Origin of the sequence: Nocardiopsis changdeensis (assembly GCF_018316655.1) — a bacterium.
Classification (GTDB): domain Bacteria; phylum Actinomycetota; class Actinomycetes; order Streptosporangiales; family Streptosporangiaceae; genus Nocardiopsis; species Nocardiopsis changdeensis.
The window spans coordinates 5,990,241-6,008,091 of record NZ_CP074133.1 but is presented as its reverse complement, the minus strand read 5'-3'; the positions used below and the strand labels follow the sequence as shown (position 1 = coordinate 6,008,091).

General features: G+C 72.8%; 11 protein-coding genes. 7 read left to right on the top strand and 4 right to left on the bottom strand.

The window, feature by feature from the left end; all coding sequences use genetic code 11:
- The first annotated feature begins 92 nt into the window (after nucleotides 1-92).
- The 3 genes from KGD84_RS27005 to gatA are packed head-to-tail and all read left to right on the top strand — an operon-like array spanning nucleotide 93 to nucleotide 4,068.
- Nucleotides 93-2,222: a putative bifunctional diguanylate cyclase/phosphodiesterase gene (locus tag KGD84_RS27005; protein WP_220563154.1), complete on the top strand. Its 2,130-nt coding sequence runs from the start codon at nucleotides 93-95 to the stop codon at nucleotides 2,220-2,222.
- Between the two features lie 44 nt (nucleotides 2,223-2,266).
- Nucleotides 2,267-2,566, top strand: a complete 300-nt coding sequence (gene gatC, locus KGD84_RS27000; RefSeq protein WP_220563153.1) for an Asp-tRNA(Asn)/Glu-tRNA(Gln) amidotransferase subunit GatC — start codon at nucleotides 2,267-2,269, stop codon at nucleotides 2,564-2,566.
- Between the two features lie 2 nt (nucleotides 2,567-2,568).
- Nucleotides 2,569-4,068, top strand: a complete 1,500-nt coding sequence (gene gatA / locus KGD84_RS26995; RefSeq protein WP_220563152.1) for an Asp-tRNA(Asn)/Glu-tRNA(Gln) amidotransferase subunit GatA — start codon at nucleotides 2,569-2,571, stop codon at nucleotides 4,066-4,068.
- Nucleotides 4,069-4,347: 279 nt separating this feature from the next.
- On the opposite strand, the gene KGD84_RS26990 is transcribed toward gatA, so the two are convergent.
- The 4 genes from KGD84_RS26990 to KGD84_RS26975 all read right to left on the bottom strand — a co-directional run bounded on the left by KGD84_RS26990 (nucleotide 4,348) and on the right by KGD84_RS26975 (nucleotide 9,868).
- The gene (locus KGD84_RS26990) at nucleotides 4,348-5,463 is read right to left on the bottom strand and encodes a thioester domain-containing protein (RefSeq protein ID WP_255646836.1); all 1,116 of its coding nucleotides are present in this window, start codon (nucleotides 5,461-5,463) and stop codon (nucleotides 4,348-4,350) included.
- A 225-nt stretch (nucleotides 5,464-5,688) separates the two neighbouring features.
- Nucleotides 5,689-6,888, bottom strand: coding sequence for a thioester domain-containing protein (locus KGD84_RS26985; protein WP_220563150.1), 1,200 nt, complete (start codon nucleotides 6,886-6,888; stop codon nucleotides 5,689-5,691).
- Nucleotides 6,889-7,160: 272 nt separating this feature from the next.
- Nucleotides 7,161-8,372 carry a thioester domain-containing protein gene (locus KGD84_RS26980; RefSeq protein ID WP_220563149.1) on the bottom strand — a complete coding sequence of 404 codons (1,212 nt, stop codon included), beginning with the start codon at nucleotides 8,370-8,372 and terminating at the stop codon, nucleotides 7,161-7,163.
- A 371-nt stretch (nucleotides 8,373-8,743) separates the two neighbouring features.
- Complete coding sequence (locus KGD84_RS26975; RefSeq protein WP_220563148.1) at nucleotides 8,744-9,868, bottom strand: thioester domain-containing protein; 1,125 nt, start codon at nucleotides 9,866-9,868, stop codon at nucleotides 8,744-8,746.
- Between the two features lie 241 nt (nucleotides 9,869-10,109).
- Between KGD84_RS26975 and gatB the strand changes: the two genes are divergently transcribed.
- From gatB to KGD84_RS26955, 4 genes are all read left to right on the top strand, one after another.
- Nucleotides 10,110-11,606 (top strand): Asp-tRNA(Asn)/Glu-tRNA(Gln) amidotransferase subunit GatB, encoded by a 1,497-nt coding sequence (gene gatB, locus KGD84_RS26970; RefSeq protein WP_220565340.1) that lies wholly within the window; start codon nucleotides 10,110-10,112, stop codon nucleotides 11,604-11,606.
- 420 nt (nucleotides 11,607-12,026) lie between these two features.
- Nucleotides 12,027-14,735, top strand: a complete 2,709-nt coding sequence (locus tag KGD84_RS26965) for a putative bifunctional diguanylate cyclase/phosphodiesterase (RefSeq protein WP_220563147.1) — start codon at nucleotides 12,027-12,029, stop codon at nucleotides 14,733-14,735.
- 73 nt (nucleotides 14,736-14,808) lie between these two features.
- A complete protein-coding gene (locus KGD84_RS26960; RefSeq protein WP_220563146.1) occupies nucleotides 14,809-15,696 on the top strand; it encodes a hypothetical protein in 888 nt (295 codons plus the stop codon).
- A gap of 388 nt (nucleotides 15,697-16,084) precedes the next feature.
- On the top strand, nucleotides 16,085-17,845 hold the full coding sequence (locus KGD84_RS26955) for an acetolactate synthase large subunit (protein ID WP_220563145.1): 1,761 nt from the start codon (nucleotides 16,085-16,087) through the stop codon (nucleotides 17,843-17,845).
- The last annotated feature ends 6 nt before the right edge of the window (nucleotides 17,846-17,851 follow it).

Genomic DNA, 17,851 nt, shown 5'->3' with positions numbered 1-17,851 from the left:
AGGGGTGACCGCTCCCGCAGGCCGGAACCATCAGGAGCGGTGGCACCGACGGTGCCGCCGGTCTCCGCGTCCCCCTCATGAGGACAGCACGCATGAGAGACCCCATCAGCACCCGGGACATCGGCCCCCGCGCCGGCACCCCGCTCTGGCTGTACATGGCGGGCACCGTCGTCTCCGGGACGCTCCTGCTCGCCGCCGCCCTGCCGTGGGCCGGTCCCGACCTGCTCCGGTACGCCGTCGAACCCCTCACCTGGGTCCTGCTCGTCATGGTCGTGCTGGGCGAGCTGCGCCCCATCGCCATCCCCGGACAGGCGCCCGGCGACGGCGTCCCCACCTCGCTGCCGTTCTCCCTGGCCCTGGTCATCTTCCAGGGGCTGCCCCTGGCCGGGCTCGTCCAGGCCGCCGCCACCGTCATCGCCGGGTTCGCCCGCGGCCACGCCGCCCACCGCACCGCGTTCAACGCCGCCCAGTACGTGCTGTCCCTGGGCGCCGCCGACGCCGTCCTGCGCCTGGTCCTGCCGCCGCTGCGCGCCACCGGCTGGATCCCCGCCGGAGAGGGCCTCATCGCCGTCGGCCTGGCCGGGGCCGCCTACTTCGCGGTCAACCGGGTGCTGGTGACCTGCGCCGTCGCCATGCACGAACGCGTGTCGCTGTCCCAGGTCCTGTTCAAGGGCATCGGGCGCCAGGCCCGGGTCAACGCGGTCCTCATCGCGCTGGCGCCCCTCGTGGCCGTCACCGCGACCCACTCGGTGCTGTACGTGCCGCTGTTCGCGCTGCCGCTGCTCGCCCTGCACGGCAGCGCCCTGCTGTCGGTCAAACGCGACCACCAGGCCAACCACGACGAGCTCACCGGGCTGGCCAACCGCAAGCTCCTCACCGTCCGGGCCCACCAGGAGATCGACGCCGCCCGGCGGCGCGGCGGCCGGGTCGGCCTGCTCCTGCTCGACCTGGACCGGTTCAAGGAGGTCAACGACACCCTGGGGCACCCCACCGGCGACCGGCTGCTCCAGACGGTCGCCGGGCGGCTCACCCACAGCGTCCGCCCCGGCGACCTCGTCGCCCGGCTCGGCGGCGACGAGTTCGCCGTGCTGCTGCCCCAGATCCGCGACACCGAGGCCGCCGCCGAGGTCGCCACCCGGCTGCGCGGCGCCCTGAGCGAACCCGTCCGCCTGGACGGCATGGACCTCGACCTGGAGGCCAGCATCGGCATCGCCCTGCACCCCGAGGACGCCGTCGACTTCGAGCACCTCATGCAGCGTGCCGACGTCGCCATGTACGTCGCCAAGTCCGCCCGCTCGGGGGTGGAGTCCTACGACCCCGGCAAGGACCGCAACTCCACCGCCCGGCTCAGCCTGTTCAGCGAACTGCGCCGCGGGCTCACCGAGGGCGCCCTGGAGATGCACTACCAGCCCAAGGTCAGCCTGGACGACGGGCACGCCGTCGGGCTGGAGGCCCTGGCCCGCTGGCGGCACCCCTCCCGGGGGCTGCTGGAGCCGGGGGAGTTCATGCCGGTCGTGGAGGAGTCCCACCTGTTCCGGGCGTTCACCGGGCAGGTCCTGGACATCACCCTGGCCCGCGCCGCGCGCTGGCGCGAGCGCGGCGTCATGCTGCCCGTCTCCGTCAACCTGGGCGTGCGCGAACTCCTGCACCCCGACCTGCCCGACACCGTGGCCGCCGCCCTGGCCGAACACGGGGTCCCGCCCGAGCGGCTGGTGCTGGAGATCGGAGAGAACGCCCTGATCACCGACACCGAGGCCGCCACCGCCGCCGTCCACCGGCTGCGCGACCTGGGGGTGGGGCTGGCCCTCGACGACTTCGGCACCGGCCACTTCACCCTGGTCCAGCTCGCCGGGCTGCCGCTGGACGAGGTCAAGATCCACGGGTCGTTCACCGCCCGGCTCACCGACGGCACCGGCAACGGCCCCACCGTCGTCCGCGCCGCCATCGCCCTGGTGAACGCGCTCGGCATGCGCGCCACCGCCGAGGGCGTGCAGACCCGGGCCCTGGCCGAGGCGGCCCGCGACACCGGCTGCCAGGCCGCCCAGGGCCACTACTTCGCCCGGCCGATGCCCGCCGCCGACGTCCCCGCCTGGCTCACCGGACACCGGGGGAGCGGGCCGGCCGGGGCGGGCGGCGGTCAGGGCCCCGGCCGGGGCCGGCACCCGGGTGATCCCGGTCCCGGCCTCGGTGTACCGGCACCGGGGACGGCGGGGGAGCCATAGGATTGACGGGTTAGCCCGTCCGCCGAAGAAACGGTTAGACACTCATGACCGCCATCACCCGCGATGAGGTCGCGCACCTCGCCCGGTTGTCGCGGCTGGCGCTCGACGAGAGCGAGCTCGACACGCTCGCCGCCCAGCTCGGTGACATCCTCACCGCCGTGGCCAAGGTGCAGGAGGTCGCCAAGGGCGACATCCCGCCGAGCTCGCACGCCCTGCCGCTGACCAACGTCTTCCGCCCCGACGAGGCCCGGCCGTGCCTCACCCCGGAGCAGGCCCTGTCCGGGGCCCCGGCGGTGGAGGAGCAGCGGTTCCGGGTCCCGCGCATCCTCGGGGAGGAGGAGTAGCCATGAGCGACATCGTCAGTCTCAGCGCCGCCGACCTCGGCGCGGCGATCAAGGCGGGCGAGGTCTCCGCGGAGGAGGCCGCCAACGCCTACCTGGACCGGATCGAGGCCGTGGACGGCGAGATCAACGCCTTCCTCCACGTGCGCCGGGAGACCGCCCTGGAGCAGGCCCGGGCCGTGGACGCCCGCCGCGCCGCGGGCGAGGAGCAGGGCCCGCTGGCCGGCGTGCCCGTCGCCCACAAGGACGTGTTCGTCACCAAGGACATGCCCACCACCGCCGCCTCCAAGATCCTGGAGGGCTGGCAGCCGCCCTACGACGCCACCGTCACCGCGCGCCTGCGCGAGGCCGGGCTGGTCATCCTGGGCAAGACCAACATGGACGAGTTCGCCATGGGCTCCTCCACCGAGAACTCCGCCTACCAGGTCACCCGCAACCCGTGGGACACCGACCGCATCCCCGGCGGGTCCTCGGGCGGGTCCTCCGCGGCCGTCGCCGCGTTCGAGGCCCCCCTGGCCACCGGCACCGACACCGGCGGTTCCATCCGCCAGCCCGCCGCCGTGTGCGGCCTGGTCGGCGCCAAGCCCACCTACGGCGGCTCGTCCCGGTACGGGATGATCGCGTTCGCCTCCTCCCTGGACACTCCCGGCCCGTTCGCGCGCAACGTGCTCGACGCCGCCCTGCTCCAGGAGGCGTTCTCCGGGCACGACCCGCGCGACTCCACCTCCATCGACGCCCCCGTCCCGCCGATCGTCGAGGCCGCCCGCCGCGGCGACATCGACGGCCTGCGCGTCGGCGTGGTCAAGGAGCTGGACAGCGACGGCTTCCAGGCCGGGGTGCGCCAGCGCTTCCACGAGAGCCTGGAGCTGCTGGAGTCCCTGGGCGCCAAGATCGTCGAGGTGTCCTGCCCCAGCTTCGACGCCGCCCTGTCGGCGTACTACCTCATCGCGCCCAGCGAGTGCTCGTCCAACCTGGCCCGGTTCGACGCCATGCGCTACGGGCTGCGCGTCGGCGACGACGGCACGCGCAGCGCCGAGGAGGTCATGTCGCTGACCCGCGCCCAGGGCTTCGGCCCCGAGGTGAAGCGGCGGATCATGCTGGGCACCTACGCGCTGTCCAGCGGCTACTACGACGCCTACTACGGCAGCGCCCAGCAGGTGCGGACGCTCATCAAGCGCGACTTCGACGCGGCGTTCGAGAGCGTGGACGTGCTGGTCTCGCCGACCACGCCGACCACCGCGTTCCCGATCGGCGAGCGCGCCGAGGACCCGATGGCGATGTACCTGGCGGACCTGTGCACCATCCCGTCCAACCTGGCGGGCAACGCGGCGCTGTCGGTGCCGTGCGGCCTGGCGCCGGAGGACGGGCTGCCGGTGGGCCTGCAGATCATGGCCCCGCCGCTGGCCGACGACCGCACCTACCGGGTGGCGGCCGCGGTCGAGCGCGCCCTGGCCGACCGGGACGGCGCGCTCATCGCGCGCAGCCCGTACGCGGTCAACGCGTAGGCGCGAAGGACGGACGCACGGCGCCCGCCGCCCCCTCCGGGGCGGCGGGCGCCGTCGTGTGCCCGGGCCGTGAGTGTGCCTCCGCCCCGGGGCCCCGGTCGCGCCGGGGGGTCGGGGCCCCTCAGGGTGAAGGCCCTCCGGCCGTGCCCCGGCCGCCTCGGTCGGGTGGAGGGCCCGGCGGGGCGGGAGCACCGCGCCGCCTCCGGTAGTGGTCGGCTCCCCGGGGGTGGGGGCGGGGCCCGGGCCGTGGGGGGTACGGTCCGGGCCCCGGGTTCGGGGTCAGTCCCGGGCGGTGCGGCGGCGGCGCGCGGCCAGGAGGAAGGCCAGGCCGCCCAGGATGAGGACCGCCGCGACCGCCACCAGGGCGGCGACGGTCGGTCCGGTCAGGGCCAGGCCGCGGTCGTCGGCCGCCGCGGCCACCGGGCTCGCGGAGGGGCTCGCGATCGGCGGCGGGGTCCCGCCCGCCTCGTCCCAGGCCGCGGTCACCGTGCGGGAGACGGTGATCTCGCCGTCGGCCGCCGCGATGAGCGTCTGGGTGGGCTCGTCGGCGTCCTCGCCCTTGAACAGGCGCCCGGTCAGCACCGCCGCCTCCGCGGCGAGGGTCAACCCGGCCTCGCCCGCGGCGGCGTCCGCCGGGACCGACAGCCCGATCCGGTCGCCGTCCGACACGGTCTCGACGGCCTCCCCGGTCGCCAGGTCGACGACCTCCACGCCGTCGGGCGCGTCCAGTTCGACGGGCACCGACGCGGCGCTGGTCTCCACGGTGAACTCGCCGACGGTCTCCCCGGCCAGCCCCGACGCCTCCTCGGGGGACACCGACAGGGCGGTCGGCGGCTCGTCGGGCAGTTCCCGCGCGTCGGCGACGAGGAGCTCGTAGAGCTCCACCACCTCTTCCTCGGAGACCGTGGGCAGGTCCGGGTTCTGCTCCACCTGTTCCAGGTCGAGCCCGTTGCTGAAGTGCCAGATCGCCGCCTGGGTCGCCGTCAGGGCCTCGGCCTTGGTCAGCCCCGGGATGCCGGTCTCCTCGCGCAGGTCGCCGATCTCCACGACCGGGTAGGAGTTCATGAGGATCCAGTGGACCCGGCCCGGCTCGCTGAAGTCCCCCTCGCCCGGGTAGTCGGCCCAGCTGTCCTCCACGTACCAGGCGTCCCCCACGATCCCGGTCCGGAAGTCGATGCAGTAGGTCGGTAGGGTGCGGTCGCCCAGGTCGAGGCCGAAGGTCGCGGTGGTGGTGAACTCCTCGCCCCGCATGACGATCCCGTGCCCGTGCTCGTCGACCCCTGTGTACCGCCCGCGGACGGGGTCGGCGGCGGCCGGGAGGGCCAGCGGGCCCGCGAGGAGCACGGTGGCGGCGACCACGGCGAGGGCGGGGCGGCGGAGTGCGGACGTGTTCACGGTTCTCTTTCCGTCGGGGGGAGCGGAGGGGGAGAGGTGCTCGGGAACGGTGGCGGGGTACCTGTTCCGCTGGGGGATACCGGGCCGATGGTAGCGATTCGACTCCATGAGACCAACCCTCGGTAGTGGCTCAAGTGCACTGTGTCCACAGTTGGGGTTTTTGTCCGTTGAACACATGACAAAGGGCCCCGTCCTGTAACAGGACGGGGCCCCAGGGCCGGTGGATTACTCCTGGCCGGAAGCGGCCTTGCGCTTGCGGCTCAGGTAGATCGCGCCGCCGCCGGCGCCGAGGGCGGCGACACCCGCGGCGACCAGGCCGAGGAGGGCGCCACCGGTGACCGGCAGGGCCGGGCGGTCATCGTCCGGAGCGGTCGGCTTCGGGGAGGCCGGGGTGGAGGGGGACTCCGACGGCGTCGGGGTCGGGGTCGGGCCCGGGGTCGGCTCCGGGGACTCGCTGGGCTCCTCGGAGGGGGACGGGGAGGGGCTCGGGGAGGGCTCCTCGCCGCCGCCGGCGGTCCAGGTGGCCGTCGCGGAGGCCGAGACGGTGACGTCCTCGGACTTGGCGGTGATCAGCGTCTGGGTCGGCTTGGCCGGGTCCTCGCCCTTGAACAGGCGGCCCGCGGACACCTCGGCGGTGGTCTCCAGGGAGAAGGACGCCTGGCCGGCCTCGGTGCCCGCGGGCACCTCGAAGCCGACCTTGTCGCCGTTCTCGACGGCGGAGACGGCCTCGCCGGTCTCCAGGTCCACCAGCTCGACGCCCGCGGGGGCCTCGACGGTGACCGGGACGGAGGCGGCGCTGGTCTCGATGGCGAACTCGCCGACGGTCGACCCGGCCTCGCCCTCGGCGGTGCCGGGGGTGACGGTCAGGGACGGGCCCGGCTCCTGGGGGAGGTCCTCGGCGCTCTCGATCAGGTGGCGGTAGACCTTGGTGACGTTGGCCGGGGCGCGGCCCAGGTCGGCGCCGTTGGTGAAGTGCCAGATGGCGGCCTGGGTGGCGGCCATCGCGTGGGACTCGGACAGGCGGGGCAGGTTGACCTGCTGCCCGAGCTCCTGGGCGGAGACCGTCGGGTAGCTGTTCTGGAGGATCCAGTGGACCTTGCCCGGCGCGGTGAAGTCGCCCTTGCCCGGGTAGTTCGCCCAGGCGTCCTCGACGTACCAGGCGTTGTTGCGGGTGCTCGTCTCCAGGTCGATGCAGTACGCGCTGAAGGTGTCCCCGCCTTCCAGCGTGAGTTCGAACATCGTCGCGCCGACGTTCTGGCCGCCCATGGTGATCTGGACGCTGTTCGGGCCGGTGGTGCCCGTGTACTGCGCGCGGACGGCGTTGTCGGCGGCGGCCGGGGCGGCCAGGCCCAGGGCGAGGAGGGCTGCCGCGCCTGCGGCGACGGTCGTGCGCCCGAGGGCACGGGGGAGGGACACGTTCGTCACGTCTCTTCCTTGAGTTCTGCGGTGGTGTCCGCGGAGGGACCAGGGGATGCTCGCACGGCAGGAGGAACACCGTGAGGAGGGTGAGCGGGGAGTCGGCGAATACCGCGTGACCGATATTAGCGATATGGGATGTCCCCACCAAGCCGAGAGGGGCGGGGCCCCGGAGCGCGGTTCGCGGCTCCCGGGAAGAGGACGCGCGGGCGGGGCGAACGGTGTACACGCGAAAGCCCCCTCCCGGGTGAATCCCGGGAGGGGGCTCTCACGAGGTGGCCTTAGTCCTCGGTGGAGGTACCGGCCGCCTTGCGCTTGCGGCTCAGGTAGATCGCACCGCCGCCGGCGCCGAGGGCGGCGATGCCCGCGGCGACCAGGCCGGCCAGGGCGCCACCGGTGACCGGCAGGGCCGGACGGTCATCGTCCGGGGCGCTCGGCTTCGGGGAGGCCGGGGTGGAGGGGGACTCCGACGGCGTCGGGGTCGGGCCCGGGGTCGGCGAGGGGGACTCGCTGGGCTCCTCGGACGGGGACGGGGAGGGGGTGGGCTCCTCGCCGCCGCCGGCGGTCCAGGTGGCGGAGGCCGAGGCGGAGGCCGTGGTGTCGCCGCCCTCGGCGGTGATCAGGGTCTGCGTCACGATCTCGATGCCCTGGAACAGGCGGCCGGTCGCGACGTGGGCGCTGGTCTCCAGAGCGAAGGACGCCTGGCCGGCCTCGGTGCCCGCGGGCACCTCGAAGCCGACCTTGTCGCCGTTCTCGACCTCGGTCACGGCCTCGCCGGTCTCCAGGTCGACCAGCTCGACGCCCGCGGGGGCGGTCAGGTCCACCTCGATGGCGGAGGTCGCGTTGGTCTCGATGGTGAACTCGCCGACCGTGGTGCCGGCCACGCCCTCGGCGGTGCCGGGGGTGATGCTCAGGGTCGCGTCGGGCTCGGAGGTCTGCGGCAGGTCCTCGGCATTGCCGACCAGGTACTCGTAGACGGCCTTGACGCCGGCGGAGTTGTCGTCGGTCAGGTCCATGCCGTTGCTGAAGTGCCAGATGGCGGCCTGGGTGCCGCCCAGGGCGTCCTTCGGGGTCAGGCCCTCGACCCCGGCGGCGGCGCCCAGCTCCTCGGCGCTGACGTTCGGGTAGGCGTTCTGGAGGATCCAGTGGACCTTGGCGGGCTCGGCGAAGTCGCCCTTGCCCGGGTAGTTTTCCCACTTGTCCTCGGCGTAGCCCGCGCCGCTCACGATGCTCGTGCTGAAGTCGATGCAGTACGTGGTGAGGATGGTGCCGTCTTGCAGCTTCAGGTTGAAGAGGCTGGTGGAGGCGGCGCCGCCGTCCATCTTGACGCGGGTGCCGCTCTCGGCGTTGCCGACGTAGGTGCCGGTGACCGCGCCCTCGTAGAGCTCGGGCTCGGCGGAGGCGGGGGCCGCCAGGCCGAAGGCGAGGAAGGCGGCGGCGGTGGCCGCCAGGCCCGCGCGCCCGGCGGTGCGGAGGAGGGAGATCTGAGTCAAGTCGTATCCCGGTGTCATCTAGGGGTGACCGGATGGAAACGGTTCGGGTCGCGGTAGGGGACCGCGGTGCGATCCGTGCGAAGGACGGGCGGTACAGGCCGCCACACGTGCGTCCGGGTCGGGGGTAGCAACGTCGGGGTCAGGCGGCGTGGAGCCATGGGGAAGGGCGTGGGTGCGTCCCGGTCCCGGGCTGAGCCGTCTCGCGGGGGCGGGCCTGCGGCGCCGCACTAGGTCGATCGCCCGCCCGATACTAGCGATCCCATTCGCCACTTCCAACCCGGTTCGCGAAAAATGTGACCGGATACGGGCGAGAAAAAATGGCGCGCGGACAAGGCCGCATTATGGGCGAATGTTATGCAACTGAACGGGGGTCACTCGCGTCGCTTGCGGCCCAGAACCAGGATGATCAGGCCCGATACCACCAGGGCCCCCGCGATGACCAGCAGCCCCGACAGCCAGGTGCCCGTCGTCGGCAGGTCCTCCTCGGGGATTCGGTCGGCCTCGGTCGGCGTGGCCTCCGGGCTCGGTACGGCCTCGGTGAGGGGCTCTTCGGGCTCCGGCTCCGGGGTTTCGGCCGGGGTTTCGGGCACCGGAGTCGGCTCGGGGCTCGGGGCGCGCCAGGTGACCGTCGCCGTGGTGGTGATGGTCGCCTCGGCCGGCTCGGCGGTGACCAGCGGGCGGGTGCGCACCCCGTCGCGGCCGGTGAACAGGCTCCCCTCGGCCAGCGGCAGGTCCTCGCCGCGCACGTGCAGGGTCACCACCCCGGCCGGGACGGACGGGCTCACGTCCAGGTACACCGGGTCGCCGTCGACGGCCCGGTCGGTCCGGTCGCCCTGCGCGTCCACCAGCCAGGAGGCGGGCGCCCCGCTGAGCGACAGGCTCACCGGCCCGTCGCCGGTGCTCGACACGGTGAGCGGGCCCAGGGGCTCCTGCGGGGCGGTGGCCTCCAGGTGGCCGGGGTCCACGGTCAGCGGGCGCGGCCCCGCCGGCAGGACCCCCTCGGCCTCGGTCAGGTGGTCGTACAGGGCCAGCACGGCCTCGTCGTTGGCCTCGCGGTCCGGCTCGGTGCCCGACAGCACCTTCCACAGGGCGGCCTGGGTGCCGGCGATCGCCTGCTCCTCGCCCAGCGGCAGGCCGACGTCCAGGCCCAGTGCCAGCAGGTCCACGTGGGGGTAGGAGTGGGCGACGATCCACCGGGCGCGGTCGCCGTCCCCGGCCCCGGTGTCGGACCAGCCCGACTCCACGTAGGCGGCACGCCGGCGGACCTCGCCGTCGGGCGAGGCGGTGTAGGCGCGCACGGCGCCCTCGTTCCCGGTCCGCAGGCTGTAGAGCGCGGTGGGCACGGGTCCGCCGCCGGCGGTGACGAGGTCCGTCCCGGCCACGGCGTCGCGCTCCACACGGGAGAAGTCGTCGGCGAGGGCGGCCGGGGCTCCGGCCAGGGCCGCGACGAGGGCGACCGAGGAAAACAGCGTTGCGCACCGAAGCAGGACGCCCATGTACAGCTCCCGTGTTCGGCCTGGCGAAATCGTCTCCTGGGGACACTCAGACTAACGGTCCGGCACCGTGGGTGACGAAGGAACACCTCTACGGTGGCCTGATCGTGCGCATCACGTGACATCCGGCGTCGGACGCGTCACCCCCGGGCGCTCGGTAGGCTGACCTGGAAGGTATGTCCTCTACGGAAACGGGTTTGCGGCGATGGCCCACGCGGTGACTCCCACCACCAACGGCGGCCCGGTGGCCTACGAGCAGGCGCTGGCCGAATACGAGCCGGTGCTCGGCCTGGAGACCCACATCGAGCTGGGTACCGCCTCGAAGATGTTCTGCTCCTGCCCGACCGGGTTCGGCGCGGAGCCCAACACCCAGGTGTGCCCGGTATGCCTGGCGCTGCCCGGCTCCCTGCCGGTGGTCAACGCCAAGGCCGTCGAGGGCGCCATCCGCCTGGGCCTGGCGCTCAACTGCTCCGTCGCCCCCTGGGGCCGGTTCGCCCGGAAGAACTACTTCTACCCGGACATGCCGAAGAACTACCAGATCTCCCAGTACGACGAGCCGATCTGCGTCGACGGGTACCTGGACGTGACGGTGGACACCCCCGACGGGCCGCGCGAGTTCCGGGTGGAGATCGAGCGCGTCCACATGGAGGAGGACACCGGCAAGACCTCCCACGTGGGCGGGGCCACCGGCCGCATCCACGGCGCCGAGTACTCCATCGTCGACTACAACCGCGCGGGCATCCCGCTGCTGGAGATCGTCACCAAGCCGATCACCGGCACCGGCGAGCTGGCCCCGCTGGTGGCCCGCGCCTACGCCGCCGAGCTGCGCGACCTGGTCCGCTCCCTGGGCATCTCCGACGTCCGCATGGAGGAGGGCTCCATGCGCTGCGACGTCAACGTCTCCATCAACGAGCGCGGCGCCGCCGAGTGGGGCACCCGCAGCGAGACCAAGAACGTCAACTCCCTGCGCTCGGTCGAGCGCGCCGTCCGCTCCGAGATCGAGCGGCAGGCGGGCGTGCTCAAGGCGGGCGGCAGGGTCGTCCAGGAGACCCGCCACTTCCAGGAGCACACCGGCTCCAGCGTCTCCGGCCGCAGCAAGGAGGAGGCGCAGGACTACCGCTACTTCCCGGACCCCGACCTGGTCCCGGTCGCCCCGTCCGCGGAGTGGGTCGAGGAGCTGCGCGCCACCCTGCCGGAGCTGCCCGCCGCCAAGCGGGCCCGCATCCGCGCCGAGTGGAACCTCAGCGACACCGAGCTGCGCGACCTGGTCAACGCGGACGCGGTCGAGCTGGTGGAGGCCACCGTCGCCGCCGGGGCGCCCTCGGGCGAGGCCCGCAAGCTGTGGCTGAACGAGCTGTCCCGCCGCGCCACCGAGCAGGAGGTGGAGCTGTCCGCCCTGCCGATCACCCCCGGCCAGGTCGCGCGGATCATCGCCCTGGTCGCCGAGGGCACGCTCACCAACAAGCTGGCCCGCCAGGTCGTCGAGGGCGTGCTCGCCGGTGAGGGCGAGCCCGACGCGGTCGTCGAGGCCCGCGGCCTCAAGGTCGTCAGCGACGACGGCGCGCTGGGCGCCGCCGTCGACGCCGCCATCGCCGCCGACCCCGACGCCGCGGACAAGGTGCGCGGCGGCAAGGTCGCCGCGGCCGGCGCCCTGGTCGGCGCGGTCATGAAGGCGACGCGCGGGCAGGCCGACGCCGGGCGCGCCCGGCAGCTGATCCTGGAGCGGCTCGGCGTCTCCTGACCCCGCGTGTGCCCGGCGCCACGCCGGGAGCGGGACGGTGCCCGTCCCGGATCCCCTAGGGTTCAGGGTGTGCCGCGGTTGCCGGATGACGGGCGCGGCACACCCGGGAGCATTCAGGGGACTCCGGCGTCCGCTATGGCGGTCACGATGGGTGACGACTCCGTCGTCATCTCTCGTCCGGTCCTCAATCGCCATGTGACCTTGGTTGCATAGGGTTGCGACCGCACGGTGGTGCCGCGGTCGACGGCGACCGCCCGCCGCCGGGACGTCCCGGTCCCACGAGATCGCCGGTCCGCGCGCCGCACGTCCGAGCGCGCCCGGAATCGTCACGACGCGAGGTGGGTGCTCCATGTCCGAGGAGAGAGCGTGTCCGCGGCGATCCGCCACGGAGTCCACAGCGCGCCCGCTGGGAGGTCGGTAATGGGAACCCGGGCACGTCGCCTGTCGGTCAGCGGGCTCGTCGCCTTGTTCCTCGTCTACCTCGCGGCGACCCTGGTCCCCGTCGGGGAGGAGGGCACCGTCGCGTCCCTGCTCGGCGAGTGGCCCGCCTCCGCGGCGGCCGGGGCCGCGGGCGCGTCCCTGCTGCTGGCGTCGCGCCGCTGGGCGGCCACCGGCGCCGACCGGGAGGCCCACGCCGACGGAGCGGACGGCCCGGCCGCATTGCGCAACCTCGGCTTCGCCGCCCTGGCCTGGTGCGCGGGCGGCGTCACCCACGGCATCACCCGGATACTCAGCTCCGGGTCGGTGCTGTCCCTGACCCTGGGCGACCTGTTCGCGCTGGCGGCGCTGCCGCTGTTCGTGGTGGGGTTCACCCGCTTCGCCCCCTGGCCGGGGGGCCTGCGCACCGCGCTGCGGCACATCACCGACAGCTACGTGTGCGCGGCCGCCGTCTTCGCCGTGGTGTGGCTGCTGCTGTTCTCGCCGCTCTACGACGAGCTGGGCGAGGGCTCGGGGGTACTGGGCTTCGCCCTGGTGTACCCGGTGGCCGACATCGCGGTGCTGTGCCTGCTGATCCCGCTGGTCTTCATGTCGCCGCACAGCACGCGGCGCGCGGTGCTGCTGGCGATCGGCGCGCTCATCGTCATCGCCGCCTCGGACATGCTCGGAGCCATCAGCCGCCTGACCGGGCCGCCGGTGCTGGGCGGGCTGGAGCACCCCGTCCGCTTCCTGGGGTTCGCGCTGATGGGGGCGCTGCCGTGGCTGGTGGAGCACCGCCCCGGCGCCCGGCCGCGCAGGATCACCGGGCGGGGCCTGTACCGGTTCGCCCCGGAGCTGGCCGCGGTGGGCGCCGTCGCGATCTCGGCGGTGGTGCTCACGGTGGCGGGCCTGCGGCTGCCGGGGGTGGCCCCGGTGCTGCCGCTGGCGGCGGGCACCGCCGTGCTCGTTCTGCTGGTGCGCATCCTCGGCATGCTGGAGGAGAACGCGACCCTCACCCGGATGGTGCGCAACCGCGAGGGGCACTTCCACGAGCTGGCCCGCAACAGCGGCGACGTCATCCTGGTGCTGGACCGCGACGGCGGGGTGACCTACGTCAGCCCGGGCACCGCGGAGGCGTTCGGGTACCGGCTGGACGACGTGCTGGCCGCGCCGGTGACGGCGCTCATCCACCCCGAGGACATGGACCGCGTCGAGGCGGTCACCGCCCTGTTCGACGCGCGCGACGGCCAGGGCGTGCACCTGAGGCTGCGCGTACGCGCGGCGGACGGCACCTGGCGGCACACCGAGTCCACGGTGTCCCTGTACGAGCAGCCCGGCGAGCCGGACCGGCTGCTGGTGACCACCCGGGACATCAGCGCGCAGGTGGCGCTCCAGGACGAGGTCGAGCACCTGACCTTCCACGACGGGGTGACCGGGCTGCCCAACCGGGCCTACCTGGAGGAGCGGGCCAGCGACGTGCTGGCGCACCGGGCGATCAGCGACGAGCTCACCGGGGACATCGCGGTGCTCTTCCTGGACCTGGACGGGTTCACGGCGGTCAACGACTCCGCCGGGCACGTGCGCGGCGACCACCTGCTGGCGCAGGCGGCGCGCAGGCTGCGTGGGGAGCTGGAGTCGGGTGCGACGCTGGCGCGCTGGGGCGGCGACGAGTTCGCCGTCCTCATCGAGGGCGTGCCCCGGGCGCAGCGGGTGGTGGACCTGGCCGAGCGGCTGGGCCGGGTGATCGCCTCGGAGCCGTTCCAGGTGGCCGACCGGGAGCTGGTGCTGACGGCCAGCCTGGGGGTGGCCTTCGCCGAGCCGGACACCGACAGCGGCGACCTGCTGCGCAACGCCGACGTGGCGCTGACCCGGGCCAAGGAGCGCGGGCCGGGCAACGTCGAGGTGTACGCGGCGCACATGCACGACACGGTGGTGTCCCGGCTGGAGCTCCAGATCCGGCTGCGCCGGGCGCTGGCGGAGGGCGAGTTCTTCCTGGAGTACCAGCCCATCGTGGACCTGGGCACGTCCCAGGTGACGTCGGTGGAGGCGCTGGTGCGCTGGAACCGCGACGGCGAGACCGTCGGCCCGGACGGGTTCCTGGGCGCGGCCGAGGAGTCCGGGCTGATCGTGCCGCTGGGGGAGTGGATCCTGCGGGAGGCGTGCGAGAAGGTCGCGGTGTGGCGGGTCTCGGACTGGGACATCGGCCTGTCGGTCAACCTGTCCGTCAAGCAGGTGCTGTCGCCGCGCTTCGTGGAGGCGGTGGAGTCGGCGCTCGCCGAATCCGGCCTGTCCGCCGAGGTGCTCACCCTGGAGGTGGACGAGGACGTCCTGCTCGACGGCGGCGGCGAGGCGGTGCAGCGCCTGGCGGAGCTGCGGGAGCTGGGCGTGCAGCTGGCCATCGACGACTACGGCATGGGGTACGCCTCGCTGGCGCACCTGCGCCGGCTGAGCGTGGACGCCATCAAGGTCGACCCGTCGTTCATCGCCGACCTGGGCCGCGACGACACGGTCACCCTGCTCACGCACACGATCATCCAGCTCGGCCGGGACCTGGGCGTCCAGGTGGTCGCCGAGGGCATCGAGCGCCCCGAGCAGCTGGAGCAGCTGCGGGCGATGGGCTGCGACCGCGGCCAGGGCTTCCTGGTCGCCCGCCCCATGGCCGCCTCCGGTGTGGAGTCCCTCGTCGGCGGCGAGGCCGGCGCCAACCTGTAGGACAATTCGTACGCAATGCGGAAATAGCGGCGTTCACCTGCGGAAACGCTGATGAGGTCGCTACTTTTCCACCATGCCCTCTTATCAGCACGAGTTCCCCCTCGACCTGATCCGCAATGATCCGGAGTCGGCGGTGGAGCTCCTCCAGGAGATCGCCGGTGAATCGCTGCCGGAGTTCACCCGCGTCCGCTGCGACGCCGCGGAGGCCACCAGTACGGCCATGACCCACCTGACCTCGGATTCGGTGGTGGTCTGCGAGCGGCCGCCCTACCCGCATGAGAAGGGAGACGACCCGGTCCCGGTGCTGGCGGTCATCGTCGAGCCCCAGAACAAGCGGGACGACCGCAAGTACTACCGCTGGCCCGCCTACGTCGCCAACACCCGCATGCGTCTGGAGTGTCCGGTGGCACTCCTGGTGCTCACTCCCACGTCATCGCTGGCCCGGCACTTCGCCGAGCCCATCGATCTGGGTTGCGGGGAGATCCGTCCCCTGGTCCTGGCCCTGGACACCCTCCGGCCGATCACCGATACGAAGACGGCCGCGGCCCGGCCGATGCTGACCATCCTGTCCCTGGCCAATAATCCGCCCAAGGGTGAGGACGAAGCCGTGCTGTCCGCGTTGAACGCGGCTCTGCGAAGCCTCGATGGCTCCTCGACGTCGCTGTACTCTGACTATGTGCTCGCGGCCTTGAAGGCCACGGCCCCCGGAATCCTGGAGACGCTCATGAAGCTGAAGGACTACGAGTTCAAGACCGAGTTCGTTGGACGCCTCTTCCGCGAGGGCGAGACCAAGGGCAAGGCCGGGGCGGTGCTCACCGTGCTCGAAGCCAGGGGGGTCGAGGTCTCCGAGGAGGCCCGGCAGCGGATCGAGCGCGAGACCGACCGGGACCAGCTGGACATCTGGCTGAACCGGGCAGCTCGTGCCGAACGGGCCGAGGACGTCTTCGGCGAGGGACGTTAAGGCGGGCTAACGGGTTGACTCCATGGCCCCTGTTACGTGTTCTCCGTTACACGTAACAGGGGCTTTTTCGGTGTTCGTCCTGTTCAGGGGGGTGTCCGCGGGGCAACGGCGGTCGCATGCTGACATTGGTGTCTCAGTATGCGAGACAATATGAAGTTCTGGTTGACGGGCGGACGCCTCTTCGGCCAAGGTTGGGAGCGTGAAGAGCAACTCCCTGATTCTCGTACTTGGTCGGCGCGCAGCCCACTGAGTCACTTCTGCTGCGCGCCACCCCTCGACCGCCATGGGCGGTGGGGGTTTTTTTATTGCCGCACCAGGCCACGACGAGTCAGTCCCACCACGAACCAGAGCCCCCGTGCCGCTCTGGGCCCTCGCTAAGGATCTTGAGATGACCGAGCAGATGACCGGCGCACAATCGCTGATCAGGTCGCTGGAGCAGGTCGGTGTCGACACCGTCTTCGGGATTCCCGGCGGCGCCATCCTTCCCGCCTACGACCCCCTCTACGACTCCGCGAAGGTGCGCCACATCCTCATGCGCCACGAGCAGGGCGCCGGTCACGCAGCCGAGGGTTACGCCTACGCCACCGGCCGGCCCGGGGTCTGCATGGCCACCAGCGGCCCCGGTGCCACCAACCTGGTCACGCCGCTGGCGGACGCCTACATGGACTCGGTGCCCATGGTCGCCATCACCGGGCAGGTCGCCTCCCCGATGATCGGCACGGACGCCTTCCAGGAGGCGGACATCTGCGGCATCACGATGCCGATCACCAAGCACAACTTCCTGGTCAAGGACGTGCGCGACATCCCGCGCACGGTCGCCGAGGCGTTCCACATCGCCTCCAGCGGCCGCCCCGGCCCGGTCCTGGTCGACATCTCCAAGGACGCGCTCCAGGCCGGCGCCGAGTTCGTCTGGCCCGAGCGCCTGGACCTGCCCGGCTACCGCCCGGTCACCAAGCCGCACGGCAAGCAGGTCCGCGAGGCCGCCCGGATGATCCTCGACGCCAAGCGCCCCGTCCTGTACGTCGGCGGCGGCGTCCTGCGTGCCGGCGCCTCGGCCGAGCTGCGCGTCCTGGCCGAGCTGACCGGCGTCCCGGTCGTCACCACGCTGATGGCCCGCGGCGTCTTCCCCGACAGCCACCCCCAGTTCGTCGGCATGCCGGGCATGCACGGCGACGTCGCCGCCGTCGGCGCCCTCCAGAAGGCCGACCTGATCGTCGCCCTGGGGGCCCGGTTCGACGACCGCGTCACCGGCCGGCTGGACAGCTTCGCCCCCGACGCCAAGATCGTCCACGCCGACATCGACCCGGCCGAGATCTCCAAGAACCGCCACGCCGACGTCCCCATCGTCGGCGACTGCCGCGAGGTGCTCGCCGACCTGGTCGTCGCCGTCCGCGGCGACCAGGAGAAGGGCCGCGCCGGGGACTACGGGGCCTGGTGGCAGCAGCTCGGCCGCCTCCAGGAGACCTACCCCAAGGGCTACGACGCCCCCGACGACGGCACCCTCTCCCCGCAGATGGTCATCGAGCGGCTGGGCAGGGTCGTCGGCCCCGAGGCCACCTATGTGGCGGGCGTCGGCCAGCACCAGATGTGGGCCGCCCAGTTCATCGACTACGAGCGCCCGGGCGCGTTCGTCAACTCCGGCGGCCTGGGCACCATGGGCTTCTCCGTCCCCGCCGCCCTGGGCGCCAAGGTCGGCGACCCGGACCGCACGGTCTGGTCGATCGACGGCGACGGCTGCTTCCAGATGACCAACCAGGAGCTGGCCACCTGCGCCATCGAGGGCATCCCCGTCAAGGTCGCCGTGGTCAACAACGGCAACCTGGGCATGGTCCGGCAGTGGCAGACCCTGTTCTACGAGGGCCGCTACTCCAACACCGACCTGCAGACCTCGCCCCGCGACGAGAAGGTCCGCATTCCGGACTTCGTCAAGCTGTCGGAGGCGTACGGTTGTGTCGGCCTGCGGTGCGAGCGCGCGGAGGACGTCGACGCCACCATCGAGAAGGCCATGGCGATCGACGACGTCCCGGTCGTCATCGACTTCACGGTCAACCACGACGCGATGGTCTGGCCGATGGTCGGGCCCGGCGTCAGCAACGACAACATCCAGTACGCGCGCGACATGGCGCCGAGCTGGGACACCGAGGACTAAGAGGAG